Here is a 24,364-nt window from a genome sequence, read left to right on the forward strand (position 1 = left end):
TACCTTTGCCACCCGTAAGCGAACAAAGATAAAGGCTTACAAACTTAATACTATTCTAAATTTTGATTGACGATTATGCTTACAAGCGCTGAAATAAGAAAACAGTTTTTAGATTTCTTTCAATCGAAAGGTCATCATATAGTTCCTTCTGCTCCTATTGTTGTAAAGAACGATCCCACTTTGCTTTTTACCAATGCAGGTATGAACCAGTTCAAAGATTATTTCCTGGGTAACAAAAAAGCACCATATACACGTGTTGCCGATACACAAAAATGTTTGCGCGTAAGTGGTAAGCACAACGATCTTGAAGAAGTAGGGGTTGATACGTATCACCACACTATGTTTGAGATGCTGGGCAACTGGAGCTTTGGTGATTATTTTAAAGCAGAGGCTATTGCCTGGAGCTGGGAATTACTTACCGAAGTTTATAAACTGGATAAAGACCGTTTATACGTAACCATCTTTGAAGGTGATGTAAAAGAGAATTTACCCAAAGATGAAGAAGCATACAATGAATGGAAAAAAGTAATTGCAGAAGACCGCATATTATTAGGCAATAAGAAAGATAATTTCTGGGAAATGGGCGATACAGGGCCATGCGGACCATGTACAGAAATTCATGTTGATTGCAGAACGGATGAAGAAAGAAAAGCAGTTGATGGCAAAACTTTGGTGAATAATGATCATCCCCAGGTGATAGAAATATGGAACAATGTATTTATACAATTCAATCGTTTAAAAGACGGGAGCCTTGAACCATTACCCGCTAAACATGTAGATACCGGTATGGGTTTCGAGCGTTTGGTGCGTGTGATACAAAATAATACATCTAATTATGATACAGATGTTTTTACAGGAACGATTGCAGCAACAGAAAATATAGTTGGTAAAAAATATAATGCAACCGCAATTAACTCTCCCTCAACCGGAGGGAGTTGGAGGGAGGCCGTTGCTTTTCGTGTAATTGCAGATCATATCCGTGCAATATCATTTACTATAGCGGATGGACAGTTGCCATCTAATACCGGTGCAGGCTATGTTATAAGAAGAATATTAAGAAGAGCAGTCCGCTATTACTATTCTTATTTGGATTATAAGCAACCATTACTGCATCAGCTATTGCCTGTTATTGCAAAACAATTTGCAAATGTATTTCCTGAGTTAGAACAACAATTAGATTTTGTAAGCAAAGTGGTAAAAGAAGAAGAAGATGCTTTTTTAAAAACACTTGGAAAAGGTATTACTAAGTTCAATTCATATATTAATTTTCGTGAGCAATTCCCAGAAGCGACTCATGCATATAATGAAGAACTCGGCGATGAATTTCCTTATGATATTCAAGAGGGGAAAAAGGTTATAGTTAATCCTCAATCGCTTGAAGTAACTCAAAAAACAATTCCTGGCAAGTTTGCTTTCGAGTTAACCGATACTTACGGCTTTCCGATTGATTTGACAGAATTAATGGCAAAAGAAATAGGCTGGAAAGTTGATGTCAAAGAATTTGAAAAGGAATTGGCTAAACAAAAATCCCGCTCCCGTGCAGCCACAGCAATAGATACAGAAGACTGGATTGTTTTAGATGAATATGCATTGAATGAATTTGTTGGTTATGATTCAATGGAGATACAAACAAAAGTTACCAAGTACAGAAAAGTAAAAGCAAAAGGCAAAGAAGCATTTCAAATTGTTCTGGAAGCAACGCCATTTTATGCAGAAAGCGGTGGACAGGTTGGTGATACAGGAAAGCTATTGCTCAACAATGAAGAAATAATCATTACCGATACAAAAAAAGAAAACAACCTTATCATACATTTTGCAGACTCAATTCCTGCAGACTTGAATGGAGAAGTTTTTGCAAAAGTGGATGTTACAAAAAGAAAAGCAACAGAAGTTCATCATAGCGCAACACATTTACTGCATGCAGCTTTACGCAAAGTATTGGGCACACATGTAGCGCAAAAAGGAAGCCTTGTGAATAATGAACATTTGCGTTTCGATTTCTCTCATTTCGCAAAAGTTACCGATGAAGAAATTGCGCAGATAGAAATACTCGTAAACGAAAAGATAAGAACCAATATTCCTGTCGTAATAAAACAAATGCATAAAGACGAAGCCATTGCTATGGGTGCCATGGCATTGTTTGGTGAGAAGTATGGAGATACTGTGCGTGTAGTAATTATTGATCCGCATTACTCCATAGAATTATGTGGCGGCACACATGTTTGCAATACCGGTGAACTGGGTTTCTTTAAGATCAAACATGAAAGCGCTGTTGCAGCAGGCGTAAGAAGAATAGAAGCAGTTAGTGGTAAAGCTGCAGAAGAATTAATTGCAGAGCAATTCGAAACACTTGGTGTAATTCGTGAGACACTAAAAAATCCGAAGGAAATACAAAAGTCAGTGGAAAACCTTGTTACAGAAAATAATGAGCTAAAAAAGAAAGTAGAAAGCCTTGAAGCAAAACAATTAGCTGCTATAAAAAGTGAATTGGTTGACAAAGCCCAAATCATTAACGGCTTCAACTTTATTGGGGAAGTATTGGAAGTAAGTAATGCCGATGCATTAAAGAAATTATCGTTCGATCTCAAAACATCTTTGAATAATTATATAGTTGTACTTGCAGCCAATATAGAAGGCAAAGCCTCCGTAGCTGTTTCTATGGATGATAATTTTATTGCAGCAAAAAATACTGACGCACCAAAGATCATTAAAGAACATATTGCACCATTAATAAAAGGTGGCGGTGGCGGACAAAAAACGTTGGCTACCGCAGGAGGCCAGGACACCAGTAATTTGCAACAGGTAATTGAGAAAGTAAAGGCATTATTATAACTTTTTTGTAAACCAATAAAAAGGAAGTAAACTTGTTATTATAAAATCCTGCTGTTGCCCGTTATTTACTGAAAACTAAAATTTTATTTTCTCATGTCTTCTGATCATTCTTTAAACGATCTGTCAAAAGACGGATCATCAACAGAGAACATTGTATATTTTGAAAAAACATACAACATGGGCTGGCTGTTGCCTTTGTTGCTGATCGTATTAGCCGCAGGCCTCGTATTGTATTTTATGAAAGGAGTCAATGATACATCTGTGCCGGGCATTGCATATGTTGAAGATACGGCTGCAGAAGCAATTGTTCCCGACAGCAGTCATATAACTCTCAGGAAGTCGCTCTCTATAAGACTTTCAGACAGCACAGAAATAACAGCGTATAAAAATGGAATAGAGAACAAACTGATTTTATATATCATGTCTAAGAACCCCGTAGATAGTATCAGTAAAAACCGCTGGTTCGATTTTGATGATCTTAATTTTAAAACAGGCAGCGCAGAGTTAACCGATTCCAGCATGCACCAGGTACATAATATTGCCGTAATACTTAAAGTATATCCTAAGGTAAAAATAAAAATAGGTGGATATACAGATAAGACCGGTGATGAAAAACTAAACATGCAGTTATCGCAGGCAAGAGCGGATGCTGTTGTTAATGCTTTAAAGAAAGCGGGCGCAAATCCTGCACAATTAGTGGGCGCAGAAGGTTATGGCTCACAGTTTGCAAAAGCCGCTGCAAATGCACCCGATGAAGAAAAACAAAAAGACAGGAGAATCTCTGTTAATGTGAGAGCAAAATAATTGAACATGATTTTTTATGAGCCCGGCTGCAGTTTTTCATAGCATCACCTGTTGCGTCGCACTCTTCAGCTGAAGAATTTAATTGAACAAATAATAATAACAAGACCTGTTAGGTATTAAAAAAACCAACAGGTCTTTTAAATTTTACGCAACAGTTGCAGCTGCATATTTTCTTTCGCCGATCTGCTGGCGCCACATTGCATAGTACAAGCCCTTATCTGTTATCAGTTGCTGGTGTGTACCCGTTTCAACGATCTGGCCTTTCTCCAAAACAAATATCCGGTCTGCATGCATAATCGTACTTAACCTGTGGGCAATAAGTACCGTAATTTGTTCTTTCTCTTTCGAAATATTTTTGATAGTAGAAGTTATCTCTTCTTCCGTAATAGAATCAAGTGATGATGTTGCTTCATCGAAGATCAATAAATGCGGATGACGCAACAATGAACGCGCAATACTTAATCGTTGCTTTTCACCGCCACTTAATTTTAAACCACCTTCGCCGATTACTGTTTCAATACCTTTTTCTGCCCGTGCCAATAAATTCTGGCAACTGGCTTTATACATTGCATCGAGCAGGTCATCATCTGTTGCAGATGGGTTTACAAATACCAGGTTTTCTTTAATTGTGCCTGCAAAAAGTTGTGTGTCCTGTGTTACAAAACCGATCTGTGTACGCAGCTCGTCAAAGTTGATAAGGTTACCATCAATATTATTGTAGAGCACTTTCCCCTCATTGGTTCTGTATAAACCTACCAATAATTTTACCAGTGTGCTTTTTCCCGATCCTGAAGGGCCAACAAATGCAATGGTTTCACCTTTCTTTACATCAAAGCTTATATTATCAAGTGCTTTGTATTGTGCGGTTTTATGCTGGAAAGAAACATTGATGAATTCAAGTTCTTCAATGGCCCCAACAGATTTTGGAGAAGCCGGCTTTGGTTCTACGGCTCTTTTCATTAACCCATCGAAATTATTTAAAGAGGCTTCTGCCTCACGATAAGAAATGATGATATTACCAATATCCTGCAATGGTCCAAAAATGAAGAAGCTATAAAACTGCAAAGAGATCATTTCACCTGTAGTAATAATATCTCTGAATATGAGCCATAGAAAAGTAAAGGTCAATACCTGTCTTAAAAAATTGACCATGGTACCTTGTATAAAACTCAATGCACGAATGCTTTTTACTTTTCTTAATTCCAGCCCGAGAATTTTATATGTGTTTACATTCAACCGCTTTACTTCCTGCTCGGTGAGACCAAGACTTTTTACCAACTCTATATTGCGCAATGATTCTGTAGTGGAACCTGCCAGTGCGTTTGTTTCTTTTACAATATTTTTTTGAATGCTCTTTATTCTTTTACTCAGCAGGTTTGTCACCACACCAATTATTACCGTACCTAAAAAATAAATGGGCATAATGCTCCAGTGCAGCCTGAAAGAATAAATACTTACAAACACAACACTTACTAAAATGCCAAATAAAATATTAATGAAATTGCTGATAAATTTTTCTGTATCGCTGCGAACTTTATTTAAAATAGATAATGTTTCGCCACTACGCTGGTCTTCAAAATCCTGGTAAGGCAGGCGCATGGAATGTTTTAATCCGTCCGTAAAAATTTTTGCGCCAAACTTCTGAATGATAACACTGGAGAAATAATCCTGAAATGCTTTGGCAATCCTGCTGACCATAGCTGTGCCAACAAGCATTCCCAGGAATAACAGCAACCCACTGATAAACTGGCTTTCATCTCTTGCTGTTCCATCATCAAATGTTTTAGGATGATTTGCAAAGTGATCAATTATTTTACCGAAAATCAAAGGATCGAACATGGAAAAGGTCTGGTTGATAGCTGCCAGCAGTAAGGCCAGTAATACCAGCCCTTTGTAAGGTTTCAAATATTGCATCAATATCTTCATAATATGCCCGTTTAATATAGTTTTGATTAGTTCCTGAAATTAAAAGGAATTTACTCTATAATCAAATAATGCACCACACAAGATATATAAAACAGAACAAGACTTATTGGCAGTAACTGTTAAGCGGAGACCTCTTAAATGCTGCATAAAGGCAAGAATGTACAAGTGAGTGACACAACAAAAGCTCAATAGCAGCAATGCAGTTAAGTACAAAAAAGTATGTTGCAAAACACCTGTTGTTACTTTTTTTATTTGATCCATTTTATATACCTTACGTTTACGATATATGCAGACTCAAGTACATATATTTGAAATAATAATTAACAACGATCGCCGGTCATGGATAAACCAAAAAGATTATTTGATTGCGTAGCGCTGCAGTTGCACAAGCATCCTAAAACAGATATGCTTGCAGCAAAGGTTAATGGCAGTTGGAGAACATATAGCACCACTGAAGTAAAAGAAACAGTTGATAGTTTTACCGCCGGATTGCTTGAGCTTGGTGTTGGTGGCAATGATATGAGTGATGAAGGTGTTGATAAAATTGCGATCATCAGCAATAACAGGCCTGAGTGGCTTTTCACAGATATGGCCGTGCAGCAAACAGGCGCTGTGCTGGTGCCTATTTATCCTACAACTAATGCACACGAGTTACAATTCATTTTAAATGATGCACAGGTTAAATATATTTTTGTTAGCAGCCAGGATCTTTATGAAAAAGTAAAAAGTATTTGCGCCTTTGTGCCTTCTATAAAAAATATTTATTCATTTGATCATATCAATAATGTAGACCACTGGACGATGGTGCTAAATATGTCGTCGGCAGAAACACTGCAAAAGGTAGAGACATTAAAACAATCTACACCTGAAGAGCATCTTGCAACCATCATTTACACATCAGGCACAACGGGCACACCAAAAGGCGTAATGCTTACGCATAAAAATATTGTAAGCTGTGCACGCTTTGGTATTGAGAGTTTTCCTTTCCCCGAAAACCCTTCTTATAAAGTATTGAGCTTTTTGCCATTGAACCATATATTCGAGAAATGCACGTCTTACATTTATATGTTCAATTGCATCAGTATTTATTTTGCAGAAAGCCTTGATACTATTGCAGATAACCTGCGTGAAATAAAACCTGATGGGTTTGATACCGTACCAAGATTACTGGAAAAAGTTTATGAAAAAATAATGAGCAAGGGTAGTGAGCTTACCGGTGTAAAAAGAAAATTATTTTTCTGGGCAGTGGCACTTGGAGAAAAATATGATAACAATATAAGTGGTGGCCCGTGGTATAACATGCAACTCGCACTTGCAAACAAACTTATTTTCAGTAAGTGGAGAGAAGCACTTGGTAACAATATTAAATTTATCATTACAGGTGGGGCCGCCTGCCAGGAGAAATTATTACGCATATTTAACGCTGCAAGAATTCCGGTTTATGAAGGTTATGGCCCTACGGAGAATAGCCCTGTAATTGCTGTTAACAGGCAGGGGCCGGGGCTCACCAAATATGGTACTGTTGGGCCGGCAATGAATGGCATTGAAGTTAAACTGGCCGAAGATGGCGAAATAATTGTGCGTGGTGATACGGTAATGAAAGGTTATTATAAACGCCCCGATCTTACAGCCGAAACTGTTATTGATGGATGGCTGCACACAGGTGATATTGGTACATGGGTAGAAAATACAAAGCATCCTGAATACAGGTTTTTAAAGATCACAGACAGAAAGAAAGAACTCTTTAAAACAAGTGGTGGAAAATATGTAGCACCACAACCCATAGAAAATTTATTAAAAAGCAGTCCTTATATTGAACAAATAATGATAGTTGGTGCAGAACGAAAATTTGTTGGCGCATTGATCGTACCTTCCTTTCTTATGCTTAAATCGTGGATGCTGCAACAAAGCATACCTTTTACTACAAATGAAGCAGCCATCAACAATCCTAAAGTGCTTGACCTGTATAAAAATATTGTGGAAGAAATGAACCCTAATTTTAATCATGTAGAACAGATCAAGAAATTTGAATTGCTACCACGTGAATGGAGCATTGAAACAGGTGAAATGACACCGAAAATGAGTTTAAAAAGAAAGATCGTAATGGAAAAATATAAAGATGTCATTGAAAGAATTTATGCGTAATAATGTTAGGGGACAAGCAGTAGAATAAATGGCATCGCCTGTTGTGTCACTCACTTAAGGGTTCTGAATAATAATGAGCAAAATGATGGTTATGATTTACCATTCGTAACTTTACAGACAATTCTTACATAACTAACCAAACAAATAATTATGGCAAAATCAAATTCAAAAAGATCAAAAGCAAAGCCGCCAAAAAAAGCAGCAGCTTCCGGAATGGTTACAAAAAGCAGCGGTGGTGGTTCACATGCAAAAGGCTCGTCCTTTATGGTGAATAAAAATATTTCATCGGCCAAAAAAGGCAACAGCGTTTCTGCACCAAGAAAAGCAGGGGGTTCATAAAACAGAAACGCGCCGCTTGCGGCGCGTTTCTGTTTTAATAATTTGCATAAGACAATTATTTCGGTTGCATAATACCTGTTGTAAGACTGTAAGGGCCATTCCAAACAAATTTCGTAGCCGAAAGTTTTAGAATATCAGAATAAAATGTGCCATAGGAATTATTAACCACCATTGAAGTTTTCCCATCATTTGTAAAACTCCATGTACCTGGAATGTAATTTCCATCATTATCAAATTCATCAACTGTACCATCGATGTTGAATTTTACAGTGTTGTTGTCTAACGCAATAATATTATTCACACGACCTCTTTTGTAAGCAAGTGTTCCCGAACCGATGCTGTCTGAGGATGTGTAATACCTGACGTAAATCCATGTATTTGCTGTAAGCAGGGCTAAAGTATTTTTTGCTGTTACAGCATTGGAATTATCTGTAGTAGAAACGGTTGATGGTTTTACTACATCAGATTTTGTACAGGATACAATTAAAGCTGAAGCTAAGAGTAAGGACATTAATTTTTTCATGGGTTTAATTTTTATAAAAATAAAGAACAATATACAATCACAAAAAACAATTTCAGGAAGGATATAATGTTGAAGTGTGCGACGCAACGAAAGCTCAATTCTTATTTACGCGCTGGAATCATAAAATATTGATTCATTATTAAAAACAAGTTATAACAACGCTTCAAAAGATTAATTTTTTGATAAAGCCTTATCACCAGATGCGGGAATCCAGTTGTTCAATATTAATGTTTATACATTTGTGTATTGTTAATACTCTGCGACGCTAATGACAATGCCTTATGAAAAGAAAAATTATTTTTCTTGCGAACCCTATCTCCGGCGGAACAAAGAAAGATTCAGCATTCAAGCATATAGATGCAACTTTTAAAAAACAGCAAATTCCATTTGAAATATTACCCACCGTTGCTTCGGGTGATTACGATTTCCTAAAAGCAAAGATCAGGGAAGAAAATATTACAGATATTGTGATCATTGGCGGCGATGCTTCTGTAAACCAGGTAGTACAATCATTGCGTACGGAAAAAGTTCGTTTTGGTATTATACCTTTTGGCAGTGGTAATGGTTTTGCATTTGCAGCAGGTATTCCTAAGAATGTGTCAAAGGCTACCAAAATTATTCTGGAAGGGAAATCGTCTGTTGTAGATGCTTTTAAAGTGAATGAGGAATTCTCCTGTATGCTTAGCGGTATTGGCTTTGATGCAAAGGTGGCGCATGATTTTGCAGCAAAATCAAGCAGAGGGTTAATTACTTATACACAGCAAAGCATCATTAATTTTTTTAAAGCACATCCTTACCAGTTTGAAGTTTCCGTAGATGGATTTTCCCTTTTTACAGAAGCATTTTTTATAAGTGTGGCTAATGCAAATCAATTTGGCAATAATTTTACTATTGCACCAAAAGCAAGCTTGAATGATGGTATGCTGGATGTGGTAATTGTGCAGAAGATGAATAAGGCAAAACTGCCTTTTGCTATTTTAAAACAGTTACGTGGTAACAATAAAATGCAGCAGTTGGTAGAAGCAATGAGCAAAAAGAATGTATTGTATTTTCAAACGGATACAATAACAATTAATAATATTAAGCAGGCTCCTTTACATATTGATGGCGAGCCAAAGGAAACTGCCGCGCAGATAAAGTTTGAAATTATCAAAGACTGTTTTGATCTGTTGCAGCCTTCAAAAAACTAGGGTTACTTAATATCAAAATCAATTACTACCTTCTCTGTAACGGGGTGCGATTGACAGGTAAGAATAAATCCTTCTTCCACTTCTTCAGGCTCCAGTCCCCAATGTACATCCATTGTCACCTCGCCTTCGAGTAATTTAGCTTTGCAGGTACAACATACACCACCTTTGCAACTGTATGGCAAGTCAGCGCCCTTTTTTGTTGCAGCATCCAATACAGAATCATCACTGTTAAACGGCATATCAAAATCAAATGCAATACCATCAAGCTTTACTGTAACATGGCTTTTCGCGGTATTATCAATTTCTTCTTTTTGACTTTTTACTTTTGACTTTTTACTTTCTAAAGTTGTAAACAATTCAAAATGAATTTTCTTTTTATCAACGTTATGTGCTTCCAGATAATCTTTTACAGAAAAGATCATTTCTTCGGGACCGCAGAGAAAAAATTCATCGGCTTTTATATCAACTGCCTTTACAAATAAAGCTTCGCATTTTGCAATATCAATTCGGCCATGATTTATAGCTGCGTCTGTTTTTTCACGGCTCAGCGTATGAATAATACTAAACCTGTTGATATATTTATTCTTCAACGCTTCCAGTTCTTCCTTAAAAATAATAGAAGCCCTGTTGCGGTTGCCATATACTAATGTGAAATTGCTATGAGGTTCGGTTGAAAGCACTGTTTTAATGATTGATAAAACCGGCGTAATACCACTACCCGCTGCAAATGCTACATAAGATTTTTTATTTGCAGCATCCAGTTCACAAAAAAAATGCCCCATTGGAGGCATCAGTTCAATTTCATCGCCTGGTTTCAGTACACTGTTTGCAAAAGAGGAGAATACACCACCGTCTACTTTTTTTACCGCAACTTTCCATTCATTATCTAATGGAGAACTGCATAAAGAATATGAGCGTCTTACTTCTTCCCCATTTAAAAATGTACGCATATTCAAATGCTGACCATGCTTGTATGCAAACCGCTCTGCAAGTGTCTCAGGAATATCGAACGTGATAGAAACACACTCAGGGGTTTCCCTGTTAATTTTTTTTACACGAATTTTCTCAAAATGAACAGACATTGTAATCTTATTTATGCACCGCAGAGACGCTAAGACGCAGAGATGTTTAATTATTTTTCTTTGCGTCTTTCTATCTCTGGGGTTTTCTTTGCTCAATAAAGGACAAAGTGTACAAGCGTGCGACGCAACGAAAGCTTAATGTTAGCTATAAAGCCTGGTTAAAAATTATTTCTTTAACCCATCGATCAAAATGGTAACCATATTTTCTTCCAGTTCTTCACCACTTATTTTGTGCGTGCTGCGGTGCCAGGATTCAATGCCACCAATTGCATGCAAAATAATAAGTACTGCAGTTGATGCATCGATCTTGTTGATCTGGCCCTGCTCAATACCTTGCTGAATAATTGCAGCAAAACGTTTGCGGTAGCTGCGGCGCTGGTTCTGATAGTTGGAAAAGTAAGGCTCAGAGAGATAACGCCATTCCCGGTCGTTCACATAAACCTCTTCAAAATTTTCGATCATCTGTTTGATGTGAAAGCGGATAAGCGATTCCAGCTTGCTAATTGCAGGTTCGTCAGATGTTTCAACAACCAGGATATGGTCGAAGAAAATGTTGGCCACATTAAAACAAATGTCGTGTAGCAGTTCAGCTTTTGAGCGAATGTGGTTGTAAAGGCTTGCCGCTTCCACACCCACTTTTACGGCCAGGTCACGCATACTCGCGGCTTTATAACCTTTTTCGCGAAATAGCTTCGCCGATGCTTTGAGTATAACTTCTTTTCTGGAGACGTCTTTTTCAGTTTGTATTCTTGCCATAGCGCAAAAATAACACTCATTAGTAGAATTTCTTGCCTTTTCTTTTATTTTGATTCAGGCTGATGGCTAATAATTTGGCTGATGTTGTGTCACTCACTTGTACGTTCGGTTCGTTGAGCGGCACATCCTGATCTCTATAACTTATTGGTAATAATTTATTTCTTCCCTTTAATAGCCACAAGGTATTGAACAATTTCTTTTGCTGAAGAGTCGGCTACCGGTGCACCAAAATTTTTCTGCATTTTGGCAACAACCACTGTCCATGTTTGTTCCGGGAAATCAGGCTGCATTTTAATATAGCGGGCAGAATGACAACTGGTACAATTTGTTTTAAAAGTTTCATAACCTGGTCCATCCGGTAATTCTGTATTAACGGTATTCAGGCTAGCAGGTTCATTTGATGAAGCAGTTACCGGCCGCTTTTCCTGTTCATTGCAGGCGGCAAGAACCAATGCGGAAACAAAGAATAAAACAGATACGTGTGAAGTGATGTTCTTCATTATTACTCAGCTTTGATCATTAAAGTTTCAATTTCATTACGCATATAACCGCTTCGGTTCCATTGATGTTCCGGTTGAGTTTCCCCTTTGGCATTGGTGGCTTTTATCTGTAAATAATAAATGTCTTTTTTTGCAGGCGTAAAATTGTAATGCCATCGGCGCCACGAATATTTACCTAAGTCTGCATCAAGCTTTGCAGGCATCCATGTTTTGCCGCTGTCTGCAGAAAGCTCCACTTTTGTAATACCATCGCCGCCATCAAAAGCAAGACCTTGTATATCGGTAACCCTGCCAACTGTTATGGCGCTGCCTGGTTCCGGTGAAACAAATAAAGAACGCACATCTATTTTATTGATCGGTTGCATTTTGGTAGCAAGAGAATCAGGATGTTCATTGCCATTTTTTGATTCTTTTGGAATCAAATAAGCTTTCTGCATCCAGAAACCCCTGAATGTATCCGTTAAGACATCTATTTTACTTAACATACCCACCCAGTAAGTTGCATACCAGCCGGGAACAACCAGCTTCAAAGGGTATCCATTTAATAAAGGCAGCTGTTCGCCATTCATTTCATAAGCGATCATTACTTCGCCATCTGTTGCATGATTATATTTCAATGATTTTACAAAGTCAGGTGTCGCAGCCATTGGTGGCGCATCGAGACCGTTAAAGCTTACTTCTTTTGAATCGTTTTTTGCACCTGCCATAGCAAGAATATCCTTCAATTTAACACCGGTCCATTTGGCATTGCCCATTGCCCCGTTCTTCCATTGTCCACCGGGCACACGGGGGTCAAAAAAGCTTCTTGAATTGCCTGCACATTGACATACAGCTGTAATAGTGTAAGGAGTGAATTTTGTTTTAAGATCATTCATTGAAAGTGATAATTCCTTTTGCACATTACCGCTAACACGCAAACGAAAAGTATCTATATTAATTTTTGTGGGTAGACCTGCCAAATGCCAGCGTACAAAAAATACATTATTAGGCGTATAATCCTGAAGAAAATATTTCAGCGGTGTTTCCAGGTTAGGAGGCCTGTCTGTAAGCAATAGCATAGAATCTTTTCCTTCGGGTTTTATAAGTTCATCTTTTGCTGTAGCGCCTGCTACGGTTGAAGTTGATTCTGTTTTTGTGTTGCAGGAGAATATGGTCAGAAGTAAAGCTATTATGAAGAAAATATTTTTCAAATAATGAATATTTATGTTGACATTAATGATATAAAGATAAGTCAATAAGCTTGCCTTTTCTTGCTAACAGTCCGTCTTTGAAAGCTGCATATTGTTTTGAGTGTACAAGTGAGTGACACAACAGGCATTGCAATTACTTTCTGCTGCCGGTCACCACACAAAACATCCTCTCATCATTTAACGGGTATTAAATTTGAAAAATAATTTGGTTTATTTTATAAACTACTTTACGTTTGTGTTATCAAAATGAAATTATGAGAAAGTTTATAATGTTTATGGTATTGCTAACCACCGGTGCACAATTATTTGCACAGGTAACCATAAGCGGCAAAGTAAAAGATAACCGGGGCCGACCAGTAACTGCGGCTACCATTACACTGAAAGATACTTATGATGGTGCCATTGCAGATTCTATGGGCAATTACCGATTTACCACTACGGAAAAAGGAAGTTTTCTTTTGCAGTTTACCAGTACAGGATATAAATCTTTTGAACAACAGATCACGATCGGCAACACTGCCATGGTTATAGATGCCGTTTTAAAAGAAGAACTCAACGAATTAAAAGCTGTAACTGTTACTGCAGGTTCATTTGCTGCAGGTGATAATAAAAGAGCGGCTACCGTACTTACTTCTTTGGATGTGCTTACCGTTGGCGGCGGTAACGCTGACATCACTTCTGCTGTTAAAACATTACCCGGCGCTCAGCAGATTGGTGAACAGGAAGGCTTGTTTGTTCGTGGTGGTACCGGTGCAGAGACAAAACAATTCATAGATGGTACGCTTGTAAATAATCCTTACTACTCCAGTGTTCCGGATATTGCGAGCAGGGGTCGTTTCTTACCTATGTTATTTAAAGGAACTGTTTTTAGTACAGGTGGTTATTCGGCTTTATATGGGCAAGCCTTATCGTCTGCATTGATCCTTGAATCTATCGACCTTCCTGAAAAATCTACTGCAAGTCTCGGCATATCTCCAATCGTTGTGAATGGTGGATTTCAGCAACTGGCAAAGAATAAAAAGTCATCATGGGGAGTGAATTATAACTATGTGAATTTGATAGCCTATTTCAGTGTTGTAAAACAAACACCGGATTATTTTAAAATGCCTGTATTTCATAATGCAGATGCAAACTTTCGCTTTAAAACAAAAAGCGGGGGCATGATAAAATACTATACCACTTTTGCAAAGGGAAATGTGGGTTTGAGAAGAGCTGATATAGACAGTCTTGAATTGAAAGATGCCTTTGGTTTAAAGAATATTAACTGGTACAATAATCTTAGCTGGAGAGAGAATCTTGGTCATGGTTGGAAAATGAACCTGGGTGCAGGCTATAGTACCAATACAGATGATCTTACACAGGAAATACAGGATCAGCAAAACAAGCCTGCTTATATTGTTGATCAACCATGGAGTTTTGGTAAAAATTTTGTCATCAAAAACAAACAGGAACTCTCACAGATCAGAGCAGTATTTGAAAAGAAAATGTTTGGTATAAGTACAGTGCGGTTTGGAGGTGAGTATATGTATAGTGTAAATAATACCAACTTCAACGACACTTTTATAAGTAATCTCCAGGATCATTATGAAGCACTGTTTGCAGAAACAGACATTTATATTACCAATGATCTTGCAGCAAAAATTGGCGGACGTTTTGAGCACTCTTCCATCATCAATAAAGCAAACATAGCGCCGCGTATATCTCTTGCTTATAAAGTTGGCAAAGGCGGGCAAATATCTGCGGCCTATGGTATCTTCTATCAGAAGCCTGAGTACACGGAGCTTGCGTACACAACAGCATTGGGTTATACAAAAGCAACACATTATATACTCAACTACCAGAAAAATACTAATGACAGGATCTTTCGCATTGAAGGTTTTTATAAGCAGTATGATGCACTTGTAAAATCATATCCCATCAACTTTTATTATAGCAGGTTTGATAATGGCGGTTCTGGTTATGCAAAAGGTATCGAATTGTTTTTTCGCGATAAGAAAACCATCAAAAATCTTGATTACTGGGTCAGCTATTCTTACCTCGATACCAAGAGAGATTTCATGAATTATCCGGAACAATTGCAACCGGATTTTGCAGCCAATCACACAGCGTCTTTAGTAGTAAAAAGATTTGTGATAAACTGGAAAACAGGTTTCAATTTCACTTATAGTTATGCAACAGGAAGGCCTTATTATAATTTCATGTACAATAATGACAATGGCACAAGTAAATTCAGCATCGCAGACCAGGGCAAAACAAAAGATTATCACAACCTTGGTTTTAGTATGAACTATGTGCCCAGCGTTGGCAAAACAAATTCAAAAGTTTTCTGGGTGATTGTGGCAAGTGTAACAAATGTGCTTGGTTATGATGCAGTGTATGGTTACAATTATTCGCAGGATGGCACCAACAAAGTGCCCGTAACACCACCCGCAAAAAGATTTTTCTTTATTGGTGCATTCTTTAGCTGGGGGGTTGACAGAACACAGGATGCAATCAATGGTAATTTGTAAGAATAATTTTTTGAGCCATGCATTTGAATAAGTATTAAGCATCGTTGCGTCGCACGCTTGTACGCTTTGTTCAATAATGATCTGAACGCACAAGTGAGTGACACAACAGGCGATGACCAAAGAGCAAAAGTTGATAAACAAAAAGTGAATAAATTTTTTAACACACATAATCATCATTAACGCGTTTCCAAAGTCCCCCACCGGGGGATTTAGGGAGCTTTTAATTATCACACCATGAAAAAAATGATCTTCTCTCTTATGCTGTTTGTATCTGTAACAGCAATGGCACAAAGCGATAAATATGAAGCTGCCATGAAGAAAGGTTTTGCAGCAATGGACAGCGCCAAAACAGTTATGGACTGGCAAAATGCTGCGGCCATGTTTGAACGTATTGGCGATGCAGAAAAAACACAATGGCTTCCATATTATTATGCGGGTCTTGCCTATTCAACAATCGGCTGGATGAACCCTAAAGGTGATGCAGATGCCAATGCAGATAAAATAAAAGCATTGTGCGATAAAGCAGAAGCCATTGAAAAAAATGCAGAGATCTATTCATTGCGCAACATGGCTGCCACACAGCAAATGATCGTCGATCCGCAGAGCCGGTGGGCTAGCTATGGGCAAGAAGCTGCTGCTGCATTACAAAAGGGAATGGAGCTTGATCCTAATAATCCAAGATTGTATTACCTGCAGGGCATGAGTGTTTTTGGTACACCGGAACAATTTGGTGGCGGTAAAGAAAAAGCAAAACCAATATTGCAGAAAGCAGTTGATCTGTTTAAAGCAGAACAGCCCAAACCAATGTACCCGCATTGGGGTCAAAAGCAGGCGGAAGACGCATTGGCACAATGCCAGTGAAAATAAAATAACACAACAACGATATTTCAAAAATGAAATATCGTTGTTGTGTTTTCATAAAGTGCAAAGCCTGTGCAAAACAATAAAATACGGTTTGTTGATTTGTATTCATTCAACCTCATTTTTGTAACATGGATAATAATAATCCTGATTTTGATCCGCAGCAAAGCCTGCAGTTAATTGAAAGCATGATAAACCGTGCTAAAGATAAATTTGCAGAAGGCGGTTTTATGTACCTGCTTTGGGGATGGGCAGTTTTCTTTTTAAGTCTTACTCAGTTTGTGCTGCTTCATTTTTTTCAATACACCTACCATTATATAGTATGGATGTTTTGCTGGGTAATTGTAATTTACCAGCTTGTTCACATGCGCAAAAAATACAGAAAACAAAAAGTGCGCACTTATACTGATTATATAATCGGGTATATATGGTTAACCTTTGTTGTGCTTATTTTTTTGTTAGGCTTTTTAATTGGCAGGTTAACATCCGGTGAATATTACACTCACATTGTTCCAATTGTACTTGCATTATATGGAATGCCCATTTTCTTAACGGGAATTATTATGCGTTTCAAACCGCTTATTATTGGTGGTATTGGGTGCTGGCTCCTTTGTGTTATTACAACTTTCATTATCAATTATGATTACCAGTTTTTAATGATACCGCTTGCCATGCTTATTGCCTGGATCATTCCCGGTTATTTATTAAGAGCGAAATACAAATCCCAATAATTATGGAACAGGAAAATCAACTTAGCGAAAAGGAAAGTCTGCAGCTTATCAGCCGCATGATCCATGAAGCAAAAGGATATTTTTATGAAAGTGGTATAGCTGCATTGGTGTATGGTTTTAGTATTTTGATCTGCAGCATACTAACATGGCTCAGAGATAAGCAAATACTTTCATTGCCGTTTCATCCTTTCTGGTTTATTGTGCCGATATTTTTTGTGCAGTCATTTATACAAATAAGGGAAGAAAAGAAAAAGAAAGCAAAGACCTTTACAGACGAAGCCATTAATTACATTTGGATGGGTTATTTCCTTTCTGTGTTTGCAGCTTTCACTGCAAGCTTTGCAGGCTTTACTTATATCATCATATCAGTGATCTTGCTGCTCACAGGTCTCGCAGTTTTCCTGACAGGCATGATCTCAAAATTCAGGTATCATATCATTGCAGCTTTTGCTACATGGCTACTTGCAGCTATTTCATTCTTTATACAAAATGAGAACATATATATACTGCTAGCAGCCACAGCTATCCTGGTATGGATCATTCCGGGTTTTATACTGAATGCAGTTTTCAAAAAACAACATCGTGGTTAAAGAAAAATGAAGTGAATGTTTCAAGAACTGGATCCCATATTACACTCTCAATTAAGGCTTGCAATAATGAGTTTGCTTATTAGTGTAAAAGAAGCAGAGTTTACTTTTATAAAAGAGAAAACAAATGCTACTGCGGGTAATCTTAGTGTGCAGGTGCAAAAACTTAAAGAAGTTGGCTATATAGAAGTTATAAAAGAATTCAAAGACAATTATCCAAATACTACCTGTAAAATAACCAAACAGGGAATTGCTGCATTTGAAGATTATGTAAAAGCGCTACAGCAGTATTTACAAATGGGTCAGAAATAGTCATTTTTATTGAGCAGGCTTTTTAACTATTATTAAGCTTCGTTGTGTCACTCACTTATACTTCCTTTTCTTTACGCAGCATTTTACTGCATTACTCCATGCGTTTTTTCAAATTATCAATCAAGAAGTTTAGCTGCACCAAAGAATACGGCAAGCCATATCAATCCTTTTATCAAAAAGAAAAGAAACCCTGCAATACCAATCTTCTTAAGCGCTGCTTTTATTTTTTCTTTATTGACCAAACAAATTCTTTTAAAACAGCAAAGTTAAATGAATGCACTATCCTGTTTCATTGTAACCCTTCAATTTGTATTTCAATTCATTCTTAATAACAGGTAATTAATGTTGCCTTGTGCAATACAGTACAAGAGTGCGACGCAACAAAAGTTCAATAGCATTACAGGTGCTTGTCACCAAAATAAAATGCAGCAATGCCAATTTATTTGTATGTTCGAAATATGAAACGAATCTGCCTATTTTTTGCCATACTGCACTTAGTTGTGCAATCGAATGCACAGGAAGATTTTATTGCTTACACCACCACTATCCCCAATTCGACTGTAGGTTTTAAAATGGTTCCCATACCTGCAGGTAGTTTTTTAATGGGTAGTAGCGATAAAGAAAAACACCACAAAGCAAATGAAGGCCCTCAGCAAAAAGTTTCTGTTGGGGCTTTCTGGATGGGCGAGCATGAAGTTACTTACGATGAATTTCTGCTTTTCTTCCAGGATGCAAATACAAGCGTAAACTCAACCGTGGATGCTGTTACAAGACCAACACCTCAATATATAGATCTTAGCTGGGGCATGGGTAAAACAGGTGGCTATCCTGTAAACAGTATGCAACAAAAAACCGCTATGATGTACTGCAAATGGTTGTATAAATTAACAGGGCAATTTTATCGTTTACCCACAGAAGCTGAATGGGAATATGCATGCCGGGCTGGAACAACAACAGAATTTTATTGGGGTAATGACAGTTCTAAAATAGATGATTATGCCTGGTATGAAGGCAATAGTCCTTACAAGTACCAACCGGTAATGCAGAAGAAACCAAATGCATGGGGTTTGTACGACATGTTAGGAAATGTAAGCGAATGGGTACTTGACCAATATGATGAAAATTATTTTACAACGATTGCATCAAAACCAAATGATCCAATGATTCCACCGGCAACAACATATCCAAAAACGGTTCGTGGTGGAGGTTATAATGAAGGAATTCAAATGGTTCGTTGTGCAGCAAGAAATAAATCAGATGTCTTATGGAATCGAAAAGATCCGCAGGTGCCAAAAAGTAAGTGGTGGCTAACAGATGCAAAATCTGTAGGCTTCCGTTTGGTACGCCCGGTAAAACAACCAACACCTGAAGAAGCAGAAGCATTTTATAAACAATATTAACTCCATTCACCTACACAAAAAATCTAACGATATGAGTAACGACAACAAATCAAGCCGCCGCAATTTTGTAAAGCAAACATCTATGCTTGCAGGCGGACTAATGGCAGCTCCATTATTATCAAGAGCCAACTTTTTCTCTGGCTCATCTGATGTTATTAAAGTTGCATTGATAGGCTGCGGCGGCCGCGGCACAGGTGCAGCCATGCAGGCAATGCTTAGCAAGCAAAATGTAAAATTGGTTGCAATGGCAGATGCATTTCGCGACAGGCTGGATGATGCTTATAAAACATTAACCGCAGATGATATATCTGACTGGAGTGGCGGTTCAGGAAATATAAAAGATAAAATAGATGTTCCTGAAGAAAGAAAATTTGTTGGCTTTGATGCTTACCAGAAAGCCATCGCATTGGCAGATGTGGTAATACTTACAACGCCCCCCGGTTTTCGCCCTATTCATTTTGCAGAAGCAGTAAAACAAAACAAACACATCTTCATGGAAAAGCCCGTGGCGACTACACCTGAGGGCATAAGAAGTGTTTTGGAAAATGCACAAATTGCAAAACAAAAGAAACTGAATGTGGTGGTTGGTTTGCAACGCCATTATCAGAATTCTTATCGCGAATTATTTAGCAGAAAAGATATGATTGGCGACATAACTTCTGCACAGGCATGGTGGAACAATGATGGTGTGTGGGTTAAAATGCGTCAGCCCGGGCAAACAGAAATGGAATACCAGATGCGCAACTGGTACTATTTTGTGTGGCTTTGCGGAGATCACATCAATGAGCAACACATTCACAACATTGATGTTATTAACTGGTTCAAAGGCGGGCATCCTGTAAAAGCACAAGGCATGGGTGGAAGGCAGGTAAGAAAAGGAAAAGAGTATGGGGAGATCTTCGATCACCATTATGTAGAATTTCATTACGCAGACGGTTCTATTTTGAATAGCCAATGCCGCCACATCCCTGGCACGATGAGTAAAGTAGATGAGTTGCTCGTTGGTACAAAAGGAAAGATACAATGCGGCGCTGCAAACATTGTAGATGCAAAAGGAAAAGTGCTGTACCAATACGATACTGAAAAAGAAAACAATCCATACCAAACAGAACATGATGAATTGTTTGCAGCCATTGCAAAAGGCGAGTACAAATTTGCCAATGCAGATTATGGCGCAGAAAGTACTATGACTGCCATTCTCGGTCGCATGGCAACTTACAGTGGGCAAATTGTTGAATGGGATAAAGCCATCAACGTAAATATGAACCTGCATCCCGATACATACACATGGGATACGGTACCCAAAACATTACCAAAAGAAGATGGCTACTATGCAATAGCCACGCCGGGTATTACAAAATATGTATAAGCGCCCCCTATTTTTTGTATAACCCGCACTTATTTGCGGGTTTTTTCTTTTATGAGCCCCGGCATAGTTTCTCTGGTCATCGTCCCTTGCGTCGCACACTTTTACAGCAGCTCATTATGCGGCAATTAACAGCAATTTTCTGTATCATTAAGCAGCACCAAAAAGACTTTTAATATCTCTTTGCAACCAGCTACTTAATTTTCCTTTATTTTGCATCCTCGATTTTAAAATCTATATATGGAATACAGTAAATTAATCAGCGTTACAGGTCTTGGAGGTTTGTTTGAATTGGTGGCCAGCAAAACAGACGGCGCTATAGTAAAGTCACTGGACGATAAAAGCACAAAGTTTGTATCATCCCGTCAGCATAGCTTTTCTCACCTGGAAAGCATAGAAGTATATACACAAAGGGATAATGTAAATCTCGTAGACGTATTTAATGCCATGAGTGCAAGCAAAGAAGCGTTGCCTTCCGAAAAAGATGTGGCTGCTATCAAAGCATATTTTACCAAAGTTTATCCTGAACTTGATTTTGACAGGGTGTATCCCAGCGATATGAAAAAAATGGTGCGCTGGTTCGATATATTGCAGAAGAATGGCGTTGAAATAAAACTAAGAGAAGAAGCTGAAGAAGAAGTGGAAGAAACCGAAACCGTACCTGTTGCAGAAGAACCTGCAAAAGAAGAAAAAACTACAGCGAAAAAATCTGCAAAGAAAAAAGAAGCAGTAGCCGAAGAAACAACAGCAACAGAAGATGCTGCTCCAAAGAAAAAAGCAGCGCCAAAGAAAAAGAAGGCTGAAGAATAATGTGTGATTGATCATCGAGGATTCAACAGTACAAGAGTGCGACGCAACAGGCGTTGAATAAAGATCTACAGTTTGGTTCAAAAAATATTGTGTGTTTATGCAACTGAGTGCTACTATCAAAAAAACCGAAAGACACTTTCTTCCTGCAGATTTTACCGTAAAAACATGGGATGCACTGGAACCTTTTTTTAAAGCATTGCTTGAAAGAGAGATCAATAGTGTGTCATCCCTTGAACAATGGTTAAAAGATATCAGTGAAGTTGAGGCAGCAGTAAGCGAAGATGCATGCTGGCGACAGATACGCATGACATGTGATACAACTGATAAAAAACTGGAAGAAGCCTTTACGTATTTCTGCATGGAGATACAGCCAAAGCTGCAACCTTATGCAGATCAGTTGAATCGCAAATTGATTGACAGCCCTTTTACAAAAGAACTGGACCAGGAAAAATATTTTACTTACCTGCGCAGTGTAAAAAAGAACATTGATCTTTTTCGCGAAGAGAATATCCCGCTGCAGGCAGAGTTGAGTGTAATGCAGCAACAGTTTGGTGTTATTGCCGGCAAGATGACTGTGGAAGTAAACGGCCAGGAATATACTTTACAGCAGGCTGCAAAGTTTTTAGAAAATCATGATCGCGGTTTGCGTGAAGAAGTTTATTTCAAAATTCAGAACAGGCGTTTGCAGGATAAAGAGGCCATGCATAATTTATTCTCGCAGCTAATTGAGCGTAGAAATAAAGTAGCAAAGAATGCTGGTTTTGAAAATTATCGTGATTACAAATTTATAGAGCTAGGCAGATTTGATTATACAAAAGAGGATTGTTATCGCTTTCATGAAGCAGTAAAACTACACGTACTGCCGCTCGTTGAAAAGATCTACCAGAAGAAAAAAGCAAAACTCGCTTTAGATACATTACGTCCCTGGGATATTGAAGCACAACCTGAAGGATTGGAACCATTACATCCATTTAAAACAGGAGCCGAATTGCTGGAAAAAACAGAAGCATGTTTTACACAGATGCATCCATTCTTTGCAGATTGCCTGCGCACTATGGACAACATGAAACATTTTGACCTGGAAAGCAGGAAAGGTAAGGCTCCCGGCGGTTATAACTGTCCATTGGCAGAAAGTGGTGCACCATTTATTTTTATGAATGCTGCGGGCCAGATGGATGATGTAACAACTATGGTACACGAAGGCGGACATGCTATTCATTCTTTTCTTTCTCACCCTTTAGAGCTTAGTGCTTTTAAAGAATATCCTATGGAAATTGCAGAAGTAGCCAGTATGGCTATGGAGCTTTTCAGCATGAATCACTGGAACACATTCTTTGATAATGAAGAGGACCTTTTGCGTGCGAAAGAGCACCAGCTGGAAAGAGTGATCACTATTTTTCCCTGGATCGCTACCATTGATAAATTCCAGCACTGGTTATACGAAAACCCAAATCATACTATAGAAGAAAGAACAACAAAATGGGTAGAAATACTTAATGAATTTTCTACGAAAACAGTTGACACAAGCGGGCTGGAGGAATTCAGAAAAATTGGATGGCAGCGTCAACTGCATTTATTTGAAGTGCCTTTCTATTATATTGAATATGGCATTGCACAATTAGGCGCCATTGGTTTATGGATGCAGTATAAAAAAGATCCGCAACAGGCATTGCAAAATTATATCAATGCACTAAGCCTTGGTGGAACTAAAACATTACCACAATTGTATGCGGCAGCTGGTTTAAAATTTGATCTGTCGCCTGATCATATCAAATCACTCATGGAATTTGTAAACAGCGAGATAGAGGCACTCGGCTAACATGGTCATGCGGGTGAGGTGATCTTAAATATTGCTGCAGGAATTGTTTGCTTTTATGCCACTTTTTTCAACCCATTTTTGAAAAGAATGTCTGTACGTTATCCATCGTATCCTCACAAAGACTTATCCGTTATATTTAATAATACATTATTTTTTATATTTAATTTACAACACCGGAATCTGCATTAATCTATATTTATTTGTTTATGAGAATAGAGGAAGCTATCCAGCAAAAACGGCCATTCAGGAACCAATATCACAGGGTAATGGTAAATTTATTATACACCAATAACTGGCTTGAAGAAAAATCAAGAGACTTCCTTAAGCAGCAAAATATAAGCCTGCAACAGTATAATATCCTGCGTATTTTAAAAGGCAGCGGGAGACCATTAAGCACCATGCAAATAAGAGAAAGAATGCTCGACCGCATGAGCGATACAAGCCGTATTATAGACCGTATGGTTGTCAAAGGCATCGTTGAAAAAAAACCTAACGATAACGACAAAAGACTTGTTGATATAACCCTTACGGCAAAAGGGTTACACATCCTGGAAGTGCTGGATAAACAAAACCACGAACTTGAATCAATTGTATCGAACCTTCTACCTAATGAAGCCAAAATGTTAAATGATTTACTCGATAAGATGCGCGGCGATTAATGCCTGCACATTCTTTTATCTT

Annotated in this window: 22 protein-coding genes; 15 read left to right on the forward strand and 7 right to left on the reverse strand. The window is 38.1% G+C overall.

Translation table 11 applies throughout. The features are described from left to right. Positions 1-75 precede the first annotated feature (75 nt). The gene (alaS, locus tag FRZ67_RS10160) at positions 76-2,832 is read left to right on the forward strand and encodes an alanine--tRNA ligase (RefSeq protein WP_147189443.1); all 2,757 of its coding nucleotides are present in this window, start codon (positions 76-78) and stop codon (positions 2,830-2,832) included. A gap of 93 nt (positions 2,833-2,925) precedes the next feature. Continuing rightward, positions 2,926-3,636 (forward strand): OmpA family protein, encoded by a 711-nt coding sequence (locus FRZ67_RS10165; protein ID WP_147189444.1) that lies wholly within the window; start codon positions 2,926-2,928, stop codon positions 3,634-3,636. Positions 3,637-3,780: 144 nt separating this feature from the next. On the opposite strand, the gene FRZ67_RS10170 is transcribed toward FRZ67_RS10165, so the two are convergent. Further along, the gene (locus FRZ67_RS10170) at positions 3,781-5,562 is read right to left on the reverse strand and encodes an ABC transporter ATP-binding protein (protein ID WP_147189445.1); all 1,782 of its coding nucleotides are present in this window, start codon (positions 5,560-5,562) and stop codon (positions 3,781-3,783) included. A gap of 339 nt (positions 5,563-5,901) precedes the next feature. Between FRZ67_RS10170 and FRZ67_RS10175 the strand changes: the two genes are divergently transcribed. Continuing rightward, a complete protein-coding gene (locus FRZ67_RS10175; protein ID WP_147189446.1) occupies positions 5,902-7,707 on the forward strand; it encodes an AMP-dependent synthetase/ligase in 1,806 nt (601 codons plus the stop codon). Positions 7,708-7,857: 150 nt separating this feature from the next. After that, positions 7,858-8,046, forward strand: a complete 189-nt coding sequence (locus tag FRZ67_RS10180; protein WP_147189447.1) for a hypothetical protein — start codon at positions 7,858-7,860, stop codon at positions 8,044-8,046. 55 nt (positions 8,047-8,101) lie between these two features. Here FRZ67_RS10180 and FRZ67_RS10185 read toward each other — a convergent pair whose 3' ends face one another. Next, positions 8,102-8,569 carry a hypothetical protein gene (locus tag FRZ67_RS10185; protein WP_147189448.1) on the reverse strand — a complete coding sequence of 156 codons (468 nt, stop codon included), beginning with the start codon at positions 8,567-8,569 and terminating at the stop codon, positions 8,102-8,104. Positions 8,570-8,850: 281 nt separating this feature from the next. Here FRZ67_RS10185 and FRZ67_RS10190 point away from each other — a divergent pair, with 281 nt between their 5' ends. Further along, positions 8,851-9,759: a diacylglycerol/lipid kinase family protein gene (locus FRZ67_RS10190; protein WP_147189449.1), complete on the forward strand. Its 909-nt coding sequence runs from the start codon at positions 8,851-8,853 to the stop codon at positions 9,757-9,759. 2 nt (positions 9,760-9,761) lie between these two features. On the opposite strand, the gene paaE is transcribed toward FRZ67_RS10190, so the two are convergent. The 4 genes from paaE to FRZ67_RS10210 all read right to left on the reverse strand — a co-directional run bounded on the left by paaE (position 9,762) and on the right by FRZ67_RS10210 (position 13,287). Further along, positions 9,762-10,841, reverse strand: a complete 1,080-nt coding sequence (paaE, locus tag FRZ67_RS10195; RefSeq protein WP_147189450.1) for a 1,2-phenylacetyl-CoA epoxidase subunit PaaE — start codon at positions 10,839-10,841, stop codon at positions 9,762-9,764. Positions 10,842-11,006: 165 nt separating this feature from the next. Then, a complete protein-coding gene (locus tag FRZ67_RS10200) occupies positions 11,007-11,597 on the reverse strand; it encodes a TetR/AcrR family transcriptional regulator (RefSeq protein ID WP_147189451.1) in 591 nt (196 codons plus the stop codon). Positions 11,598-11,752: 155 nt separating this feature from the next. Next, positions 11,753-12,097, reverse strand: coding sequence for a hypothetical protein (locus FRZ67_RS10205; protein WP_147189452.1), 345 nt, complete (start codon positions 12,095-12,097; stop codon positions 11,753-11,755). Between the two features lie 2 nt (positions 12,098-12,099). After that, positions 12,100-13,287 (reverse strand): molybdopterin-dependent oxidoreductase, encoded by a 1,188-nt coding sequence (locus FRZ67_RS10210; RefSeq protein WP_147189453.1) that lies wholly within the window; start codon positions 13,285-13,287, stop codon positions 12,100-12,102. A 254-nt stretch (positions 13,288-13,541) separates the two neighbouring features. Between FRZ67_RS10210 and FRZ67_RS10215 the strand changes: the two genes are divergently transcribed. From FRZ67_RS10215 to FRZ67_RS10235, 5 genes are all read left to right on the forward strand, one after another. Next, positions 13,542-15,797 carry a TonB-dependent receptor gene (locus FRZ67_RS10215; RefSeq protein WP_147189454.1) on the forward strand — a complete coding sequence of 752 codons (2,256 nt, stop codon included), beginning with the start codon at positions 13,542-13,544 and terminating at the stop codon, positions 15,795-15,797. A 234-nt stretch (positions 15,798-16,031) separates the two neighbouring features. Further along, the gene (locus FRZ67_RS10220) at positions 16,032-16,658 is read left to right on the forward strand and encodes a hypothetical protein (protein WP_147189455.1); all 627 of its coding nucleotides are present in this window, start codon (positions 16,032-16,034) and stop codon (positions 16,656-16,658) included. 131 nt (positions 16,659-16,789) lie between these two features. Beyond that, complete coding sequence (locus tag FRZ67_RS10225; RefSeq protein WP_147189456.1) at positions 16,790-17,389, forward strand: hypothetical protein; 600 nt, start codon at positions 16,790-16,792, stop codon at positions 17,387-17,389. A 2-nt stretch (positions 17,390-17,391) separates the two neighbouring features. Then, on the forward strand, positions 17,392-17,979 hold the full coding sequence (locus FRZ67_RS10230) for a hypothetical protein (protein WP_147189457.1): 588 nt from the start codon (positions 17,392-17,394) through the stop codon (positions 17,977-17,979). A 15-nt stretch (positions 17,980-17,994) separates the two neighbouring features. Beyond that, positions 17,995-18,288, forward strand: coding sequence for a winged helix-turn-helix domain-containing protein (locus FRZ67_RS10235; protein WP_147189458.1), 294 nt, complete (start codon positions 17,995-17,997; stop codon positions 18,286-18,288). 116 nt (positions 18,289-18,404) lie between these two features. Here FRZ67_RS10235 and FRZ67_RS23765 read toward each other — a convergent pair whose 3' ends face one another. Next, positions 18,405-18,530: a hypothetical protein gene (locus FRZ67_RS23765; protein ID WP_262713667.1), complete on the reverse strand. Its 126-nt coding sequence runs from the start codon at positions 18,528-18,530 to the stop codon at positions 18,405-18,407. A gap of 216 nt (positions 18,531-18,746) precedes the next feature. Here FRZ67_RS23765 and FRZ67_RS10240 point away from each other — a divergent pair, with 216 nt between their 5' ends. The 5 genes from FRZ67_RS10240 to FRZ67_RS10260 all read left to right on the forward strand — a co-directional run bounded on the left by FRZ67_RS10240 (position 18,747) and on the right by FRZ67_RS10260 (position 24,342). Continuing rightward, entirely contained in the window at positions 18,747-19,688 is a 942-nt protein-coding gene (locus FRZ67_RS10240; RefSeq protein ID WP_147189459.1) for a formylglycine-generating enzyme family protein, read from the forward strand. A 31-nt stretch (positions 19,689-19,719) separates the two neighbouring features. Then, on the forward strand, positions 19,720-21,057 hold the full coding sequence (locus FRZ67_RS10245) for a Gfo/Idh/MocA family protein (protein ID WP_147189460.1): 1,338 nt from the start codon (positions 19,720-19,722) through the stop codon (positions 21,055-21,057). A 237-nt stretch (positions 21,058-21,294) separates the two neighbouring features. Next, positions 21,295-21,864: a DUF5606 family protein gene (locus tag FRZ67_RS10250; protein ID WP_147189461.1), complete on the forward strand. Its 570-nt coding sequence runs from the start codon at positions 21,295-21,297 to the stop codon at positions 21,862-21,864. Positions 21,865-21,961: 97 nt separating this feature from the next. Continuing rightward, positions 21,962-23,683 (forward strand): M3 family oligoendopeptidase, encoded by a 1,722-nt coding sequence (locus FRZ67_RS10255; protein WP_147193185.1) that lies wholly within the window; start codon positions 21,962-21,964, stop codon positions 23,681-23,683. Between the two features lie 206 nt (positions 23,684-23,889). Next, positions 23,890-24,342 (forward strand): MarR family winged helix-turn-helix transcriptional regulator, encoded by a 453-nt coding sequence (locus FRZ67_RS10260; RefSeq protein ID WP_147189462.1) that lies wholly within the window; start codon positions 23,890-23,892, stop codon positions 24,340-24,342. The last annotated feature ends 22 nt before the right edge of the window (positions 24,343-24,364 follow it).

Origin of the sequence: Panacibacter ginsenosidivorans (assembly GCF_007971225.1) — a bacterium.
In the GTDB taxonomy this organism is placed as follows: Bacteria; Bacteroidota; Bacteroidia; order Chitinophagales; family Chitinophagaceae; genus Panacibacter; species Panacibacter ginsenosidivorans.

Excerpts from the sequence above, each read along its gene's own strand:
- FRZ67_RS10260 (WP_147189462.1), top strand. The coding sequence starts at position 23,890 with ATGAGAATAGAGGAAGCTATCCAGCAAAAACGGCCATTCAGGAACCAA.
- FRZ67_RS10250 (WP_147189461.1), top strand. The coding sequence starts at position 21,295 with ATGGAATACAGTAAATTAATCAGCGTTACAGGTCTTGGAGGTTTGTTT.
- FRZ67_RS10200 (WP_147189451.1), bottom strand. The coding sequence starts at position 11,597 with ATGGCAAGAATACAAACTGAAAAAGACGTCTCCAGAAAAGAAGTTATA.
- FRZ67_RS10220 (WP_147189455.1), top strand. The coding sequence starts at position 16,032 with ATGAAAAAAATGATCTTCTCTCTTATGCTGTTTGTATCTGTAACAGCA.
- FRZ67_RS10180 (WP_147189447.1), top strand. The coding sequence starts at position 7,858 with ATGGCAAAATCAAATTCAAAAAGATCAAAAGCAAAGCCGCCAAAAAAA.
- FRZ67_RS10165 (WP_147189444.1), top strand. The coding sequence starts at position 2,926 with ATGTCTTCTGATCATTCTTTAAACGATCTGTCAAAAGACGGATCATCA.
- FRZ67_RS10230 (WP_147189457.1), top strand. The coding sequence starts at position 17,392 with ATGGAACAGGAAAATCAACTTAGCGAAAAGGAAAGTCTGCAGCTTATC.
- FRZ67_RS10245 (WP_147189460.1), top strand. The coding sequence starts at position 19,720 with ATGAGTAACGACAACAAATCAAGCCGCCGCAATTTTGTAAAGCAAACA.
- alaS (WP_147189443.1), top strand. The coding sequence starts at position 76 with ATGCTTACAAGCGCTGAAATAAGAAAACAGTTTTTAGATTTCTTTCAA.
- paaE (WP_147189450.1), bottom strand. The coding sequence starts at position 10,841 with ATGTCTGTTCATTTTGAGAAAATTCGTGTAAAAAAAATTAACAGGGAA.
- FRZ67_RS10205 (WP_147189452.1), bottom strand. The coding sequence starts at position 12,097 with ATGAAGAACATCACTTCACACGTATCTGTTTTATTCTTTGTTTCCGCA.
- FRZ67_RS10225 (WP_147189456.1), top strand. The coding sequence starts at position 16,790 with ATGGATAATAATAATCCTGATTTTGATCCGCAGCAAAGCCTGCAGTTA.
- FRZ67_RS10185 (WP_147189448.1), bottom strand. The coding sequence starts at position 8,569 with ATGAAAAAATTAATGTCCTTACTCTTAGCTTCAGCTTTAATTGTATCC.
- FRZ67_RS10190 (WP_147189449.1), top strand. The coding sequence starts at position 8,851 with ATGAAAAGAAAAATTATTTTTCTTGCGAACCCTATCTCCGGCGGAACA.
- FRZ67_RS10255 (WP_147193185.1), top strand. The coding sequence starts at position 21,962 with ATGCAACTGAGTGCTACTATCAAAAAAACCGAAAGACACTTTCTTCCT.
- FRZ67_RS10175 (WP_147189446.1), top strand. The coding sequence starts at position 5,902 with ATGGATAAACCAAAAAGATTATTTGATTGCGTAGCGCTGCAGTTGCAC.
- FRZ67_RS10215 (WP_147189454.1), top strand. The coding sequence starts at position 13,542 with ATGAGAAAGTTTATAATGTTTATGGTATTGCTAACCACCGGTGCACAA.
- FRZ67_RS10240 (WP_147189459.1), top strand. The coding sequence starts at position 18,747 with ATGAAACGAATCTGCCTATTTTTTGCCATACTGCACTTAGTTGTGCAA.
- FRZ67_RS10235 (WP_147189458.1), top strand. The coding sequence starts at position 17,995 with ATGTTTCAAGAACTGGATCCCATATTACACTCTCAATTAAGGCTTGCA.
- FRZ67_RS10170 (WP_147189445.1), bottom strand. The coding sequence starts at position 5,562 with ATGAAGATATTGATGCAATATTTGAAACCTTACAAAGGGCTGGTATTA.